14 protein-coding genes are annotated in these 14,242 nt (G+C 70.2%); 7 read left to right on the forward strand and 7 right to left on the reverse strand.

Annotated features, from left to right (window positions below; translation table 11 throughout):
* Positions 1-131: 131 nt before the first annotated feature.
* From KDK95_RS13425 to KDK95_RS13440, 4 genes are all read right to left on the reverse strand, one after another.
* A complete protein-coding gene (locus tag KDK95_RS13425; RefSeq protein WP_212518462.1) occupies positions 132-1,121 on the reverse strand; it encodes a Gfo/Idh/MocA family protein in 990 nt (329 codons plus the stop codon).
* A gap of 195 nt (positions 1,122-1,316) precedes the next feature.
* Complete coding sequence (locus tag KDK95_RS13430; RefSeq protein WP_212518463.1) at positions 1,317-2,000, reverse strand: hypothetical protein; 684 nt, start codon at positions 1,998-2,000, stop codon at positions 1,317-1,319.
* A complete protein-coding gene (locus tag KDK95_RS13435; RefSeq protein ID WP_212518464.1) occupies positions 1,997-2,923 on the reverse strand; it encodes an ABC transporter ATP-binding protein in 927 nt (308 codons plus the stop codon). Before KDK95_RS13435 ends, KDK95_RS13430 begins: the two co-directional genes overlap by 4 nt.
* Entirely contained in the window at positions 2,920-3,312 is a 393-nt protein-coding gene (locus KDK95_RS13440) for a GntR family transcriptional regulator (protein WP_249161147.1), read from the reverse strand. Before KDK95_RS13440 ends, KDK95_RS13435 begins: the two co-directional genes overlap by 4 nt.
* A 379-nt stretch (positions 3,313-3,691) precedes the next feature.
* Between KDK95_RS13440 and KDK95_RS13445 the strand changes: the two genes are divergently transcribed.
* The 6 genes from KDK95_RS13445 (at position 3,692) to KDK95_RS13470 (ending at position 10,309) form a co-directional block, all read left to right on the forward strand.
* On the forward strand, positions 3,692-4,453 hold the full coding sequence (locus tag KDK95_RS13445; protein ID WP_212518465.1) for a DeoR/GlpR family DNA-binding transcription regulator: 762 nt from the start codon (positions 3,692-3,694) through the stop codon (positions 4,451-4,453).
* Positions 4,454-4,604: 151 nt separating this feature from the next.
* Complete coding sequence (locus tag KDK95_RS13450; RefSeq protein ID WP_212518466.1) at positions 4,605-5,990, forward strand: ABC transporter substrate-binding protein; 1,386 nt, start codon at positions 4,605-4,607, stop codon at positions 5,988-5,990.
* Between the two features lie 81 nt (positions 5,991-6,071).
* Positions 6,072-7,016 carry a carbohydrate ABC transporter permease gene (locus KDK95_RS13455; protein ID WP_212518467.1) on the forward strand — a complete coding sequence of 315 codons (945 nt, stop codon included), beginning with the start codon at positions 6,072-6,074 and terminating at the stop codon, positions 7,014-7,016.
* A gap of 1 nt (position 7,017) precedes the next feature.
* Positions 7,018-7,878 carry a carbohydrate ABC transporter permease gene (locus KDK95_RS13460; protein ID WP_212518468.1) on the forward strand — a complete coding sequence of 287 codons (861 nt, stop codon included), beginning with the start codon at positions 7,018-7,020 and terminating at the stop codon, positions 7,876-7,878.
* A 65-nt stretch (positions 7,879-7,943) separates the two neighbouring features.
* Positions 7,944-9,401, forward strand: coding sequence for a mannitol dehydrogenase family protein (locus KDK95_RS13465; protein ID WP_212518469.1), 1,458 nt, complete (start codon positions 7,944-7,946; stop codon positions 9,399-9,401).
* Positions 9,398-10,309 (forward strand): carbohydrate kinase family protein, encoded by a 912-nt coding sequence (locus KDK95_RS13470; protein ID WP_212518470.1) that lies wholly within the window; start codon positions 9,398-9,400, stop codon positions 10,307-10,309. Before KDK95_RS13465 ends, KDK95_RS13470 begins: the two co-directional genes overlap by 4 nt.
* 11 nt (positions 10,310-10,320) lie before the next feature.
* Here the strand turns inward: KDK95_RS13470 and KDK95_RS13475 are convergent, their stop codons facing one another.
* Positions 10,321-10,515, reverse strand: a complete 195-nt coding sequence (locus tag KDK95_RS13475; RefSeq protein ID WP_212518471.1) for a hypothetical protein — start codon at positions 10,513-10,515, stop codon at positions 10,321-10,323.
* A gap of 11 nt (positions 10,516-10,526) precedes the next feature.
* The gene (locus KDK95_RS13480) at positions 10,527-10,892 is read right to left on the reverse strand and encodes a hypothetical protein (protein ID WP_212518472.1); all 366 of its coding nucleotides are present in this window, start codon (positions 10,890-10,892) and stop codon (positions 10,527-10,529) included.
* 199 nt (positions 10,893-11,091) lie between these two features.
* Between KDK95_RS13480 and KDK95_RS13485 the strand changes: the two genes are divergently transcribed.
* Positions 11,092-12,822 (forward strand): cholesterol oxidase substrate-binding domain-containing protein, encoded by a 1,731-nt coding sequence (locus KDK95_RS13485; protein ID WP_212518473.1) that lies wholly within the window; start codon positions 11,092-11,094, stop codon positions 12,820-12,822.
* A 49-nt stretch (positions 12,823-12,871) separates the two neighbouring features.
* Here KDK95_RS13485 and KDK95_RS13490 read toward each other — a convergent pair whose 3' ends face one another.
* Positions 12,872-14,101 (reverse strand): NAD(P)/FAD-dependent oxidoreductase, encoded by a 1,230-nt coding sequence (locus tag KDK95_RS13490; RefSeq protein WP_212518474.1) that lies wholly within the window; start codon positions 14,099-14,101, stop codon positions 12,872-12,874.
* Positions 14,102-14,242: the final 141 nt, after the last annotated feature.

Below are 14,242 nucleotides of genomic sequence, written 5' to 3' on the forward strand. Positions count from 1 at the left end.
AGTGCGGTAGCGGCCCGGGTCCCGGGCCGCGGAAGGCCTCAAGCGCACGGCGCCCGAAGCCCGGCAGGCCTGGGCGGTCAGAGGTGCCGTCGCTCCCCCCAGAGGTGCCGGCGCTCCCCTCAGAGGTGCCGTCACTCCCCCGGGTACGCGAGGCCGATCCGCTCGCGTACCCGGTCGAGCGTGCGCATGATCGTCAGCGTCTCGTCGAGCGTCATCACCGGGCTCTCCGACTCGCCGGCGCGCAGCCGCAGGCCGACCTCGGCCGCCTGGTGTCGCAGGCCGCTGCCCTCGTGCGGAGCCACGGTCGTGTACGCGGAGCCGTCGTTGCGGATCACCTCGACGGGGCAGATCCTCCCCCACGGCTCGCTCAGCACGATGCGGCCCTCGCTGCCGGTGATCACGGCCCGGTTCCCGCTGCGGGCGTCGAGCGAGGTGGAGATGATCGTCTGCGCGCCGTCGTCGTACGAGAAGACCATCGAGGTCTGCGCGTCCACCCCGGTCTGCGTCATCCGGCCCACGGCCTCGACGTGCTCCGGCGCGCGGCCGCCGACGGCGAAGGAGTTGAAGGAGACCGGGTAGATCCCGAGGTCGAGCAGCGCGCCGCCGGCCAGCAGCGGGTTGTTGATGCGGTGCAGCGGGTCGGTGCTCAGGATCTCGCCGCGGTCCGCGATGACCTGGCGCACCTGCCCGATCGCGCCCTCCGCGAGCAGCGAGCCGACCTGCTGGAAGTGCGGCAGCCAGCGCACCCACATGGCCTCCATCAGGAACGTCCCGGCCGCCCGCGCGGCGTCGATCATCCGCTCGGCCTCGGCCGCGTTCACCGAGAACGGCTTCTCCACGAGCACGGCCTTGCCCCCGGCGATCCCGGCGAGCGCCGCCTCACAGTGCCCTGAGTGCGGTACCGCGACGTAGATCGCATCCACCTCGTCGTCCGCGGCCAGCGCCTCGTAGCCGACGTGCCGGTTGCGAATGCCGTACCGGTCGCCGAAGACGTCCGCCGACGCCTGACTCCGCGAGCCGACCGCGACCACCTCGGCATCCGGCAGCAAGCCCAGATCCTCGGCGAAACGCGCGGCGATCCCGCCGGTCCCGGCGATGCCCCAACGGATTCGGTCGCCCACGGCACAGCTCCTCGTTCGCTCGATGCGGGCCCGCTCGGCCCGGAGAGACCGGTCTTCCCGGTCAGCCCATCCGACTCAGGTAAGCCGAGATCGGCCCGCCGGAAGGTTACCCCCGCGGCGGCACGCGCGGGAACTCCTGCCGGCCGACCGCGAGAAGCGGCCGTGTCACGGGGCGACGCTGCCGAACGGCCGTCCTCACACCGTGGCGCGGCGAATGGTGGCCTGGCCGCCCACGACCAGCAAACCTGCAAGGGCGGCGATGACTCCGGTCAGACCCACGGTGGTCAGGCCGGCGAAGGTGGGGCTTCCGATGGACCAGAAGCGCCAGTGCTCGAAGGAGGCGAGCAGAACCCCGGCGACGATCACAAGCGTCTGCGCCGCGATGAACGTCAGGGTGCCGAGCAGGCCCCACCGGCTGTGGACGATTCCGTACCAGATCCCGTAGACGAACAGCGTGAACAGGACCACCGCGGAGGTCAGCCACGTGTCGTACCACGGGCCGTCGAGCAGGTAAGGCACGCGGAAGAAGCGCATCGACATCCCCCATCCGCCGGTGGCGCGCTCGGTCGATTGCAGCGCGGCCAGCATCAGACCCGACAGCATGGCGAGTACCGCTCCGAGCAGCGCCGTCCCGGAATAGAAGGACCGGCGGCTCGCGCCGAGCGTGAGGGCGAACGGCAGCGAACGGCCGACGGCTTGCAGGCCGAGGGTGAAGAAGTAGATGAAGTAGCTGGCCAGGTACGCGGCCCCGTTGCGGCCGGGCTGACGGCCGACCGTGACCACGGCGATGGCGAAGCAGAACGGGAGTATCCAGGGCAGAACGAGATAGTTCTCCCGCCGCTGCAGGTTGTAGCGGGCCATCTTCACCCAGGTGCTCATGCGCACGTCCTTTCGGTCGCGAAGCCGCTCTCGAGGCCGATCCGGGGCGCGGAGCCGAACGCACCCGCGGCCGCCTGCACCGCGATCTGCTGCAGGGACAACGGGGTCAGATCGACACCGGACAGGCGCGCCTGCTCGCGGTCGCCCGGAGCGATCGGGCCGGCCAGCACGACAGAAGCCTGCGACCCGAGCCGCCGCCGCTCCCATACCGCCCGCCCCTCGGCGAGCGCGTCCACGGCGAGACAGGGACCGCTCACCCTGGTGACCGCACCGCGCAACTCGTCGACCGCCGCATTCAGGACGACCCGGCCCCGGTCGATGACGACGACGTTCTCGAAGAGCGCGGCAGCCTCATCGATCAGATGTGTGGACAGCAGCACTGTGCGCGGGAACGCGGCGAAATCCGCGAGCAGCCGGTCGTAGAACAGTTGCCGCGCCACCGCGTCCAGGCCCGCGTACGGCTCGTCGAACAACGTCACCTCGGCACGGGCGGCCAGCCCGATCGCGATCCCGAGCGCCGAGCGCTGCCCGCGCGAGAGCCTCTTGACCGGCTTGTTCGTCTGCAGGCCGAAGTCCTCCAGGAGCGAGGACGCGAACTCGCCGTCCCAGTTCGGACAGCACCAGGACGCGGCACGCAGCGCCTGCCCGATTTTGATGTCCGGGTAGACCTGGTCCTCGCGAACGAACACGAGACGGCGAAGCACCTGCTCGTCCTCGGCCGGCGCCGCCCCGTGGATCCGCGCGGTTCCCGACGACGGGAACTCCTGGCCGGCCAGAATGCGCAGCAACGTCGTCTTGCCGGCGCCGTTCCGCCCGAGCAGGCCGGTGATCGTCCCCGGTTCGATCACGATGTCGACCTCGTCGAGCGCGGCGTGCCCGCGATACCTCCTCGTCAGACCGCTGACCGAGATCGCCGGCGTCACAGCGACGCGCCTTCCCGCTCACGGTCGGCCTCTTTGACCAGCGCGATCAACTCGTCGCTGCCGATCCCGAGGCGGACCGCCTCGGCCACCAGCGGACTGACATACCGCTGCGCGAACTCCGCCCGGCGCCGGGCCAGCAGCCGCCCCCTCGCCCCGGCCGCGACGAACATCCCGATGCCCCGCCGCTTCTCCAGGAGCCCGTCATCGGCCAGCAGGTTGATCCCCTTGGCCGCGGTCGCCGGGTTGATCCGGTAGAACGCGGCGAGCTCGTTCGTCGAAGGCACCCGCTCGCCCTCCCCCACACCGCCGTCCGCGATCTCCCCCGCAAGCCTGTCGGCAACCTGGACGAACAGCGGAGCCCCGTCGCCCAGCCCAGCCATCTCCGGCATCGTCGCCACCCTCACCCTTACCTCATCGGTTAGTTACTCAAGTAACGTACCGCTGAACCGATGCACCGGTCAAGCGGCCGAGAGCGGCTCCGCCGACCACGGGGCGGCAGGGCGCGGGCTGCGGACCGCGCGAATCAACACCCGGGTAAGGCCCCAATCGGCAACGCTCTGATTACGGGCGCTCCCTGGGCGGCGTGCGGGCCGGACCGGGCCGAACCGGGCATTTCCGTTATTCGACCGAGACCGCTGCCGTATTGCGACGGCTCGTGCGGAGAACGAAACTCGCCTCATCCGGGCAGGAACGGAACGGAAACCGCACTCGCGGGGCCGTCCCACGCGGACCCGGTGCCCGCTCGCGAGGAAGGGAGCGTCGCTCGGCATGTACGTGATCGAACGTCGTCAGATGCTGCTGGAGAACGCGCGGCGGACCGGGCGGGTGGACGTCGCGCAGACCTCCAAGGAGCTCGGGCTGGCCCCCGAGACCATCCGGCGGGATCTGAAGGACCTGGAGCGGCAGGGGCTGCTGCGGCGGGTCTACGGCGGCGCGGTGGCCGTGGAGCGGCTGAGCTTCGAGAGCGCGCTCTCGGTGCGCTCGACCCGGCATCAGGCGCAGAAGAACCGGATCGCGGCGGCCGCGGTGACGTATGTGAAGTCCGCGGAATCCGTGTACATCGACGAGGGCTTCCTGCCCTCGCTGATCGGCGAGCATCTGCCGCCGGATCGGCCGCTTACGGTGGTGACGCCGTCGCTGGCCACCGCCAAGGCGCTGGTCGAGCGGCCGGAGCTGACGGTTCTGGTCGTCGGAGGGCGGGTTCGGGCGAAGACCCTCGGTGCCGTCGACCACTGGGCGGTCTCGATGCTGGAGACGCTGGTGCTGGATCTCGCGTTCATCGGCGGCAACGGGATCAGCCTGGATCGCGGGGTGACGGTGCCGGAGAGCGCGGTCGCCGCGGTCAAGTCGACCGCGATGCGCGTCTCCCGCCGCAGGATCCTGATCGCGGACAGCTCCAAGTACGGCGTGGACTCGTTCGTCCAGTTCGCGCGCCTGCAGGACTTCGAACGCTTCATCACCGACGACGGCCTGCCCGCCGAGCAGGCCGTGCACCTGCACGACCACGGCATCGACGTCACCAGAGCCTGACGGAGGAACCGGGGGCGGCCCGACCCTGGCCGGCCGGCCGCCCCGATCCGCGCGAACGCAGTCCCGGCAAAGAGCCTGCGCGAGCGCCCTCCCGATCGCGGCACGCCCCGAATCACGCAGCGCGGTACCTACAGCAGGAGGAATACAGGTCATGAGTCTAACAAGCACGACGCGTCACCGTCGCGGTCTGCCGGCGGCGGCAGCCGCCGCGGCGCTGCTGGCCGCCACGGCGAGTGCGTGCTCGAACCCCAATGCGTCGTCATCCGGTTCGAGCAGCGGGGCGCAGACCATCACGGTCGCCGTCACCGCGAACCCTTTGATGACCACGATCGAGAACCTGACCGCGAGCGGCTTCGAGGCCGGCCACCCGAACATCAAGGTCAAGTTCGTGACCTACGACGAGAACACCGAGCGCGCCGACGTGGAGAAGGACGTCGCGGCGCACGGCGGCCAGTACGACGTGGTGATGATCGGCCCGAACGACATCGCGAGCTGGGCGTCCAACGGCTGGATCGACTCGCTGGACTCCGAGGTCGCCGCGGACACCTCGTACGACGTCGGCGACCTGCTTCCGCCGATCAAGGACGCGCTGAGCTCGAAGGGCCACCTGTACGCGCTTCCGTTCTACGGCGAGTCCTCGTTCATCATGTACAACAAGAAGATCTTCGCGGCGGACGGGCTGACGATGCCGGCCGCTCCGACCTGGGCGCAGATCGAGCAGCTCGCGGCGAAGGCGGACGACACGTCGAAGAACGTGGCCGGGATCTGCCTGCGCGGGCTGACCGGCTGGGGCGACAACCTCGCCAGCCTGGACACGGTCATCAACACGATGGGCGGCGCCTGGTTCGACAAGAACTGGAACGCGGAGCTGACCTCGCCGGCCACCGAGGCCGCGGTGAACTTCTACGTGAACCTGGTCAAGAAGTACGGCGAGCCGGGCGCGGGCAACGACAGCTTCAACCAGTGCCTGAACATCTTCGAGCAGGGCCAGGCCGCCATGTGGTACGACGCGACGGTCGGCGCCTCGACGGTGGACGCCAGCGGCAGCCCGATCGCGGGTGACGTCGGCTTCGCACCGGCGCCGGTCGACAAGACGAAGTCCTCGGGCTGGCTGTGGACCTGGGCGCTGGCGCTGGAGAGCTCGTCGAAGCACCAGTCGGCGGCCGAGCAGTTCATGAACTGGGCCACGTCGAAGCAGTACATCGCGTACGACGCGTCGAAGAACGGCTGGGCCGCGGTCCCGCCCGGCACGCGCACCTCGACGTACCAGAACCCGGAGTACCAGAAGGCGGCCGGGGCGTTCGCGAACCTGACGCTGCAGGAGATCGACTCGGTGAACATCAACCAGCCGGGCGTGGCCCCGCAGCCGGTGCCCGGCGTGCAGTACGTCGGCATCCCCGAGTTCGAGGACTTCGGGCAGCAGGTCTCGGCGCAGATCACCGCCGCGATCGACGGGCAGGAGTCGGTGTCGCAGGCACTGACGACGAGTCAGCAGATCGCGCAGCAGGCCGTGATCAACGCGGGCTACAAGAGCTGACCCGAGCGGCGCCGGGCGGGTCCGCACTGCCCGCCCGGCGCTCGCGGCCCGGTCCCCTTCCTCGACGAAAGGCCCGCTGACGTGACTGCCCTGACCACCGCGCCGCGCGAGTTCGCGCTGGCGCCACCCCGGACCCGACGGCGCGGCGCCGCATGGCTCAAGCGGCTGCCGCTGATGCCGGCGATGGTCTTCACCGTCGTCGTCACCCAGATCCCGTTCCTGCTCACGCTCTGGTACAGCTTCCAGAAGTACAACCTCAACTACCCGAACCGAGCCCGGCAGTTCCCGACCGTCGCGAACTACCGGGCCGTGTTCGCCGACCCGATCTTCCGCACCGCCGCACTGAACACGCTGGAGTTCACGGCGGTCCCGGTGATCTGCTCGATCCTGCTCGGGCTCGGCATCGCGATCCTGCTCAACCGCCGCGTGTTCGGCCGCGGCCTGCTGCGCACGCTGATCATCAGCCCGTTCCTGGTGATGTCCGCGGCGGCGGCGCTGATCTGGAAGTACTCGATCCTGGACACGACGTTCGGCGTGCTGAACTACGTGCTGCGGCCGTTCGGCGTGCACGACGTGAACTGGATCGGCGTGCACTCGCAGCTGACGATCATGACCTTCCTGACCTGGCAGTGGACGCCGTTCATGGTGCTGCTCATCCTGGCCGGACTGCAGAGCCAGAACGAGGAGATCCTCGAGGCGGCGCGGGTGGACGGAGCGGGGCCGTGGCGGATCTTCCGCGCGCTCACGCTGCCGCACCTGCGGATGTACCTCGAACTCGGCGTGCTGCTCGGCTCGATCTACATCGTGCAGGCCTTCGACTCGATCTACCTGATCACGCAGGGCGGGCCGGCGACGGACACGACGAACCTGCCGTACTACATCTACCAGGTCGCGTTCCAGGCCTACGACATCGGCCGCGCCTCGGCGATGTCGGTGGTCGTGGTCGTCGCCACGATCCTGATCGCCACCCTGGCGCTGCGCACGATCTCCTCCATCTTCAGCGACGAGACCCTGAGCCGAGGCTGACGTGAAGACTCCGCTGACCCTCGCCGAGCGCCGCACGCCGCTCTCCGTGAAGCTCGGGCTCGGCCTGCTGACCTGGTTCATCGTCCTGGTGTTCTTCTTCCCGGTGCTCTGGATGGCGTTGACCGGGTTCAAGTCCGAGACCGCCGCGAACACCCCGACCCCGAAGTTCGTCTTCTCCCCCACGCTCTACGAGTACCAGTCGGTCTGGTACGGCACGGCGGGCACCGCCGGCCTGCGCGGCTACCTCGAGCACTCCATCGCGATCTCGGCCGGCTCCACGGTCATCGTCATCGCGCTGGCGCTGCCCGCGGCCTACGCCCTCGCCATCCGGCCGATCCGCAAGTGGCGGGACGTGCTGTTCTTCTTCATCTCGACGAAGATGCTGCCGATCGTCGGCGCGATCATCCCGCTGTTCATCATCGCCCGCGACCTGAACATCCTGGACACCCAGCGGCTGCTGATCCTGCTTTACACGGCGATGAACCTGCCGATCGCGGTCTGGATGCTGCGCTCGTTCCTGCTCGAAGTCCCGCTCTCGGTCATCGAGGCGGCGCAGGTGGACGGCGCGCGGCTGCCGCGGCAGCTGCGGTCCGTCGTCATCCCGCTGATCATGCCGGGACTGGCCGCGGCCGCGCTGCTGTGCTTCATCTTCAGCTGGAACGAGTTCTTCCTCGCGGTGAACCTGACCACGACGAACGGCGCGACCGTGCCGATCTACCTCGTCGGCTTCGTCGCCCCCGAAGGCGAGTTCCTCGCCCACCTCTCGGCCGCCGCTACGGTGGCCTGCCTACCCGTGCTCATCGCCGGCTGGGCCGCGCAGGACAAGCTCGTGCGCGGGCTGTCCATGGGCGCCGTGAAGTAGGCGGGTCCGGCGAGTCCCCGAAAGACATCTTCTTCTCAACCCTCGAACCACAGGGAGATTTCGGCATGCCCTCGTACCCGACCTACGACCGGTCCGCCGTGAGCGTCGGCATCGTCCACTTCGGCGTCGGCGGGTTCCACCGCGCGCACCAGGCCGCGTACATCGACTCGCTCATGGCACAGGGTACGGCCATGGACTGGGGGATCTGCGGCGTGGGCGTCAAGCCGGCCGACGAGGCGATGGCCCGGGCGCTGGTACCGCAGCAGTGCCGGTACACGCTCGTCACCAAGCATCCGGACGGCAAGCTCGAGCCGCGCGTGATCGGGTCGATCGTCGAGTACCTCTACGCGCCGGACGATCCCGAGCGGGTGCTCAGGGTCCTCACCCGGGAGCAGACACGGATCGTCTCGCTCACGATCACCGAGGGCGGATACAACTTCAACCAGGTCACGCGGGAGTTCATCGCCGACGAGCCCGAGGTCGCGGCCGACCTGGTGCGGGGGGCCACGCCGTCGACCGTGTTCGGGTACGTCGTCGAGGCGCTCGATCGCCGCCGGCGCGGCGGGATCGCGCCGTTCACGGTGATGTCCTGCGACAACATCCAGTCCAACGGGCACGTCGCGCGCGAGATGTTCACCGCGTTCGCCGCGTTGCGCGATCCGGAGCTGGCGCGGTGGATCACAGAGCACGTGCACTTCCCCGATTCGATGGTCGACAGGATCACGCCGGCGACCACGGACGACGACCGCGAGCAGGTGCGTGAAGAGCTCGGCGTCGTCGACAATTGGCCGGTGATCTGTGAGCCGTTCACCCAGTGGGTGCTGGAGGACGATTTCAGCCTCGGCAGGCCGCCGCTGGAGCTCGTCGGCGTGCAACTGGTCGACGACGTCGCGCCGTACGAGCTGATGAAGCTGCGGCTGCTCAACGCGAGCCACCAGGCGATCGCGTACTTCGGGCACCTGCTCGGGCATCGGTACGCGCACGAGGCGGCCACCGACCCGCGGCTCAAGGAGTTCACGCGCGTCTACATGGACGCGGAGGCGACGCCGACGCTGCTTCCGGTGCCGGGGGTCGACCTGGAGGCGTACAAGGCCGAACTGCTGGAGCGCTTCGCAAACCCGGGTATCCGGGACACCGTCGCCCGGCTGTGCGCCGAGAGCTCGGACCGGATCCCGAAGTGGGTGCTCCCGGTGATCCGGCAGAACCTCGCGACCGGCGGGCCGATCTCGCACGCGACCGCGATCGTGGCGAGCTGGGCGCGGTACGCGGAGGGCGTGGACGAGCAGGGGCGGACGATCGAGGTCGTGGACCGGCTGGCCGACGAGGTCGGTGCGGCGGCGCGGCGGTACCCGGAGGATCCGCTCGCGTTCGTCCGGATGACGCAGCTGTTCGGGGATCTCGCGCAGGACGAGCGGTTCGCCCGGGAGTACCTGCGCCTCGCCGCGAGTATTCACGAGGTCGGCGTTGCCGAGACGCTCGCGGGGCTGGCCACCTCCGTGGACGCATCGGCGGCGGAGAGATGATCGTCGTCTCCGGGGAGAACGTGGCCGACCTCCTTCCGGCCGAGGCCGGGCTGCTGCGCGCCGCGCTCGGCGGCGGGCCGGCGAACACCGCAGTGGCCGCCGCCATGCTCGGCGCCGAGGTGAGTTTCGCGGCTCGCTTCGGGTCCGACGCGTTCGGGCAGGCGTTCCGCGGCCGGCTCAGCGCGGCCGGGGTCGACCTGAGCCACGCCGCCGATCTCGATGCGCCCTCGGCGCTCGCCCTGACGAGCATCGACGCGAGCGGCTCGGCCGATTACGACTTCTGGCTCACCGGGGCGGCCGACTTCGCCGCGACGGCGCTGCCGGACGTCGGCCCGCGCGACATCCGGCACATCGGCTCGCTGGGCGCTTATTGGCCGCCGGGGGCCGACGTGGCGGAGCGCTGGGTGGAGAAGAGCCCGGGGCCGGTGACCCTCGACGTCAACCTGCGGCCGATCGTGCTCGAGCACCAGCCCGACGCCGTCACCCGGCTCGAACGGCTCGTGCAGCGGGCCGACGTCGTGAAGGCCAGCGACGAGGACCTGCGCATGGCCCATCCGGACGTCGCGCCGGAAGACACCGCACGCAGGTGGCTGACCGGCGGCTCGCTCGGCGCCCCGGCGCTGGTCGTGATCACGCTCGGGGCCGACGGGGCGGTCGGGATCGCCCGCGACGGACGCCGCGTGCACGTCCCGGCTCCGAAGGTCGAGGTCGTCGACACCATCGGAGCCGGCGACGCGGCGATGGGCGCGTTGCTGGCACGGCTCGCCGCGACGGGCCTCGACGCGGTGTGCGAGCACCTCGAGGAGGCGCTGAGCTTCGCCGTCGCCGTCGCGGCGATCGCGTGCACGAGGGCCGGTGCCTGCGCTCCGTCCACGGACGAGGTCGAGGCTTTTCTCGCGGCGGCGTGAACGCGGCTCGTCTAGGTGAACACCGTGCTGAGCAGGTGGTTCGCCGCCGAGAACAGGGCGTTGACCTCGCCGGAGATCCCGGTCTTCGAGACCTGGGCGCCGAGGAGCAGTGCGATGAACAGGTGACTGACCCGGAGGCCGTCGCTGCGCAGGAAGAAGTACAGCAGACCGCCGAGTACGCCGAGAACGGGTAGTGAGAGCACCACGGTGAATCGCCTCAGTGAGTTCGTGGAACCTGCGGAAGCTGGCAGAGCTCGCTCTTCGCGCCGGTCGACAGGTCGGTGAGCCACAGCGCACCGCCGCCGCCTTCGCCCTCCAGCATGGCGACGACGTCGTGCCCGAACTCGACCGTTCCGCCCTTGCCGGCGACCAGCACGCGGTCGCCGGCCGGGCCGGGCCGGGAGAGTACGAGCGCGTAGTCGCCCGGGGTGGCCCGCTGCTCCTCGCCGACGGTGAGCGCACCGTCGACGTGCAGCTCCGCGGTGCGGCGCAGCGGGCTGACGCGGAAGCCGTCCCAGGTGCCCGAGGCGGTGGCCGCGCCGAGCGCGACCGTCCAGTAGCCGGTGGTCGTCTCGTCGTTCATCCGTCCGCCTTCGCGCCTGGGATCGAGCTGCGCTCGGGGGATCCCGGGCGCCACCACCATCATTCGGCCGCCGCCGGACGGGTGCCAACCGCTGCGAACCCGAATGGACGCGCCGCCGATCGGGTGAAAATTCATCCGATCGTGTGAGGAAACTCCGAAACAGGGATGAGCCGGGAGCCGGGCCGCGACCCTGGAATGCATGCTGCCCTCATCGCAGAACCCTCACATCATGGGCCAGATGCCGCGCCGCACGGTGCTGCGCGCCGCCGCCGTATCGGGTCTGGCCGCGCTCGGCTGGGAGAGCGCCTTCCGGACACCGGCCGCCGCCGATGCCGCCGTGCCGCCGGATGTGGACTGCTATACCCAGGCGTACCGCAACTGGTCGGGAGAGATCAAGGCGGACGACGTGCCGACCTGCTCGCCCCGGACGGTCGAGCAGGTCGTCTCGGTGGTCAACTGGGCGCATGCCAGAGGCCTGCGGGTGCGGCCGGCGGGAATGCGGCACGGCTGGGCGCCGCTGACGATCACCGACGGCGGCGGGGACTGCATCCTGATCGACCTGACCGGGCATCTGACCTCGGTGTCGATCTCCGCGGACGAGCACGGTCCGCTCGTGACCGCGCAGACCGGCGTGACGATGACCGCGCTGCTCACCGAGCTCGAGGAGCACGGCTACGGCTTCGCGTCGTGCCCCGCTCCCGGCGATCTGTCGCTCGGCGGCGTGCTGGCGATCGACGGCCACGGTACGGCCGTGGCGGTGGACGGCGCGGCGAAGACGCCCGGGCAGACCTTCGGCACCGTCAGCAACCTGATCGTCTCGCTCACGGCGGTCGTCTGGGATGAGTCGCAGCAGGCGTACGTGGCTCGCACCTATCTGCGTTCGGACTCCGAGATGCGGGCGCTGCTCGTGCATCTCGGCCGCGCGCTGATCGTGCAGGCCACGCTGCGGGTCGCGCCGAACCAGCGCCTCCGCTGCGTGAGCCGCACTGATCTCGCCGCGCAGAGGCTGTTCGCGCCGCCGGCCGAGGCGGGCGAGGAGAGCTTCGCGGCGCTCCTCGAAGGCTGCGGCCGGATCGAGACGATCTGGTTCCCCTACACGCAATCGCCCTGGCTCAAGCTGTGGAGCGTCGCCCCGGAGAAGCCGCCGGCGTCGCGGGAGACCGTCACCCCGTTCAACTACCCGTTCTCCGACGAGATCCCGCAGGCGGCGTCGGACCTGCTGAAGCTGGTCATCCAGGGCGACACGTGGGTCACGCCGCTCTACGCGCAGGTCGTCTCGGCGTCCGTCCCGACCGGCCTGGCCGCGACGGACAGCGCGGACCTGTGGGGCTGGGCGAAGAACACGCAGCTCTACGTCCGTCCGACGACCCTGCGCGTGACGGCGAACGGGTACGCGGTGCTGACGAAGCGGGAGAACATCCAGGAGGTCGTGTCCAAGACGTACGCCTTCCTGACCCGCACCCTCGAGGAGTACCAGTCCGAGGGCAACTTCCCGATGAACGGCCCCTGGGAGGTCCGGGTGACAGGGCTCGACGACGCGGCCGACTGCCTGGTCGCGGGAGCGCGCGAGGGCATCCTCTCCGCGGTCCGCCCACGTCCGGATCGCGGCTACGACACGGCTGTCTGGCTGGACGTCCTCACGCTGCCCGGCACACCGTCGTCGATAGCGTTCTACCGGGACTTCGAGCAGTTCCTGCTGCAGGAGTTCGACAATGCTGTGGCAACCGCGCATCCGGAGTGGTCGAAGGGCTGGGCGTACGGCGCGAACGGCGCGTGGACCAGCACGACGTTCCTGCACGACACGATCCCGGCGGCGGTGCAGGGCGGTCACGCGTCAGACGACGGCTGGAACGCCGCGCTCGCCGCGTACGACGCGCTCGATCCGCATGGCGTGTACGGCAATCCGTTCCTCGACGTGCTGATGGGCTGACCTTCTGATGGGCTGACCTTCTGGTGGGCCGACCCCCAGCGGATCCGGGCTAGGCTCCGAGCTCCTCCAGCGGCGTGTTCGGATCTGCGAGCCTGGCCGGGTCGATGCGCTGTCCGGAGCGCACGAGCCGCTGGATCTGGTCGTTCACGCCCCAGATGTTGACGTTCATACCGGCGCGCACGCGGCCGTCGGCGAGCCAGAACGAGATGAACTTCCGGCTCGCCAGCTCGCCGCGCACCACGACGCTGTCGTAACCGCCGGGCTCGACGTATCCGGCGTACTCCATGCCGAGATCGAACTGGTCGGTGAAGAAGTAGGGAACGCGGTCGTCGGCGACCTGCTCGCCGAGCATCGCGCGGGCGGCGGCCTTCGGCTGCCTGCGGGCGTTGTCCCAGTGCTCGACGCGGATGTGCTTGCCGACCAGCGGGTTGAAGGCGTTGGCCACATCCCCGGCCGCGTAGATGTTCGGGTCCGACGTGCGCAGCGAGGCGTCGACGAGAACGCCGTTGGCGACGTCGAGGCCCGCCTCGAGGGCCAGCTCCGTGTTGGGCGCGGCCCCGATCGCGACGATCACCGCGTCGGCGTCCACGCGGGCGCCGTCCGCGAGCTGCACTCCGGTGGCCCGCCGGCCGTCGGTGAGGATTCCGGCGACGCGGGCGCCGGTGCGCAGGTCGACGCCGTGGTCGCGGTGCAGGTCGGCGAACACGCCGGCCACCTCGGGACCGAGCACGCGGAGCAGCGGCAGCGACTCCATCTCCACGATCGTCGCCGCGACCCCGGCTTCGCGGGCCGCGGCGGCCACCTCGAGGCCGATCCAGCCGCCGCCGACGAACGCCAGGCGCGACGCCGAGCCGAACAGGCTCTTGATCCGCTCGCTGTCCGAGACCTTCCGCAGCGACAGGACGCCGTCCACGTCCGCGCCGGGCACGGGAAGGTGGCGCGGGCCGGCGCCGGTGGTCAGCAGGAGCGCGTCGTAGGCGACGGTGTGCCCGTCCGCGCGCGCGACCGTGCGCCGGTCCCGGTCGATCCCGGTGACCGCGACACCGAGCAGGAGGTCGATGTTCTGGTCCGCATACCAGCCGGGCGGGTGCACGAAGATCTTCCCGCGCTCCTCCTTGCCCTGGAGGTAGCCCTTCGAGAGCGGGGGGCGTTCGTAGGGCAGCTCGTGCTCGTCCCCGATGAGCGTGAGGCGGCCCTCGAAGCCCGCTTCGCGCAGCCCCTCGGCGGCCTTCGCCCCCGCGAGGCTCGCCCCGATGATCACGATCGACGACGGTGCCATCCTGCTCACTTCCCCTGCGCGCGCTTCCCGGCCCGTTTCCCTCCAGCCAAGCCCGCACCGGGCGGTCTGGCAACCGTGGCGGGTCCCGCGTGCGGCATGAACCGTGAGCGCGGCGGGTAACGGACAACAGATCGAAAGGAC

The organism is Actinospica acidithermotolerans (assembly GCF_018139625.1).
Taxonomy (GTDB): Bacteria; Actinomycetota; Actinomycetes; order Streptomycetales; family Catenulisporaceae; genus Actinospica; species Actinospica acidithermotolerans.

Excerpts from the sequence above, each read along its gene's own strand:
- KDK95_RS13430 (WP_212518463.1), bottom strand. The coding sequence starts at position 2,000 with ATGAGCACCTGGGTGAAGATGGCCCGCTACAACCTGCAGCGGCGGGAG.
- KDK95_RS13440 (WP_249161147.1), bottom strand. The coding sequence starts at position 3,312 with ATGCCGGAGATGGCTGGGCTGGGCGACGGGGCTCCGCTGTTCGTCCAG.
- KDK95_RS13445 (WP_212518465.1), top strand. The coding sequence starts at position 3,692 with ATGTACGTGATCGAACGTCGTCAGATGCTGCTGGAGAACGCGCGGCGG.
- KDK95_RS13450 (WP_212518466.1), top strand. The coding sequence starts at position 4,605 with ATGAGTCTAACAAGCACGACGCGTCACCGTCGCGGTCTGCCGGCGGCG.
- KDK95_RS13465 (WP_212518469.1), top strand. The coding sequence starts at position 7,944 with ATGCCCTCGTACCCGACCTACGACCGGTCCGCCGTGAGCGTCGGCATC.
- KDK95_RS13470 (WP_212518470.1), top strand. The coding sequence starts at position 9,398 with ATGATCGTCGTCTCCGGGGAGAACGTGGCCGACCTCCTTCCGGCCGAG.
- KDK95_RS13480 (WP_212518472.1), bottom strand. The coding sequence starts at position 10,892 with ATGAACGACGAGACGACCACCGGCTACTGGACGGTCGCGCTCGGCGCG.
- KDK95_RS13485 (WP_212518473.1), top strand. The coding sequence starts at position 11,092 with ATGCTGCCCTCATCGCAGAACCCTCACATCATGGGCCAGATGCCGCGC.
- KDK95_RS13490 (WP_212518474.1), bottom strand. The coding sequence starts at position 14,101 with ATGGCACCGTCGTCGATCGTGATCATCGGGGCGAGCCTCGCGGGGGCG.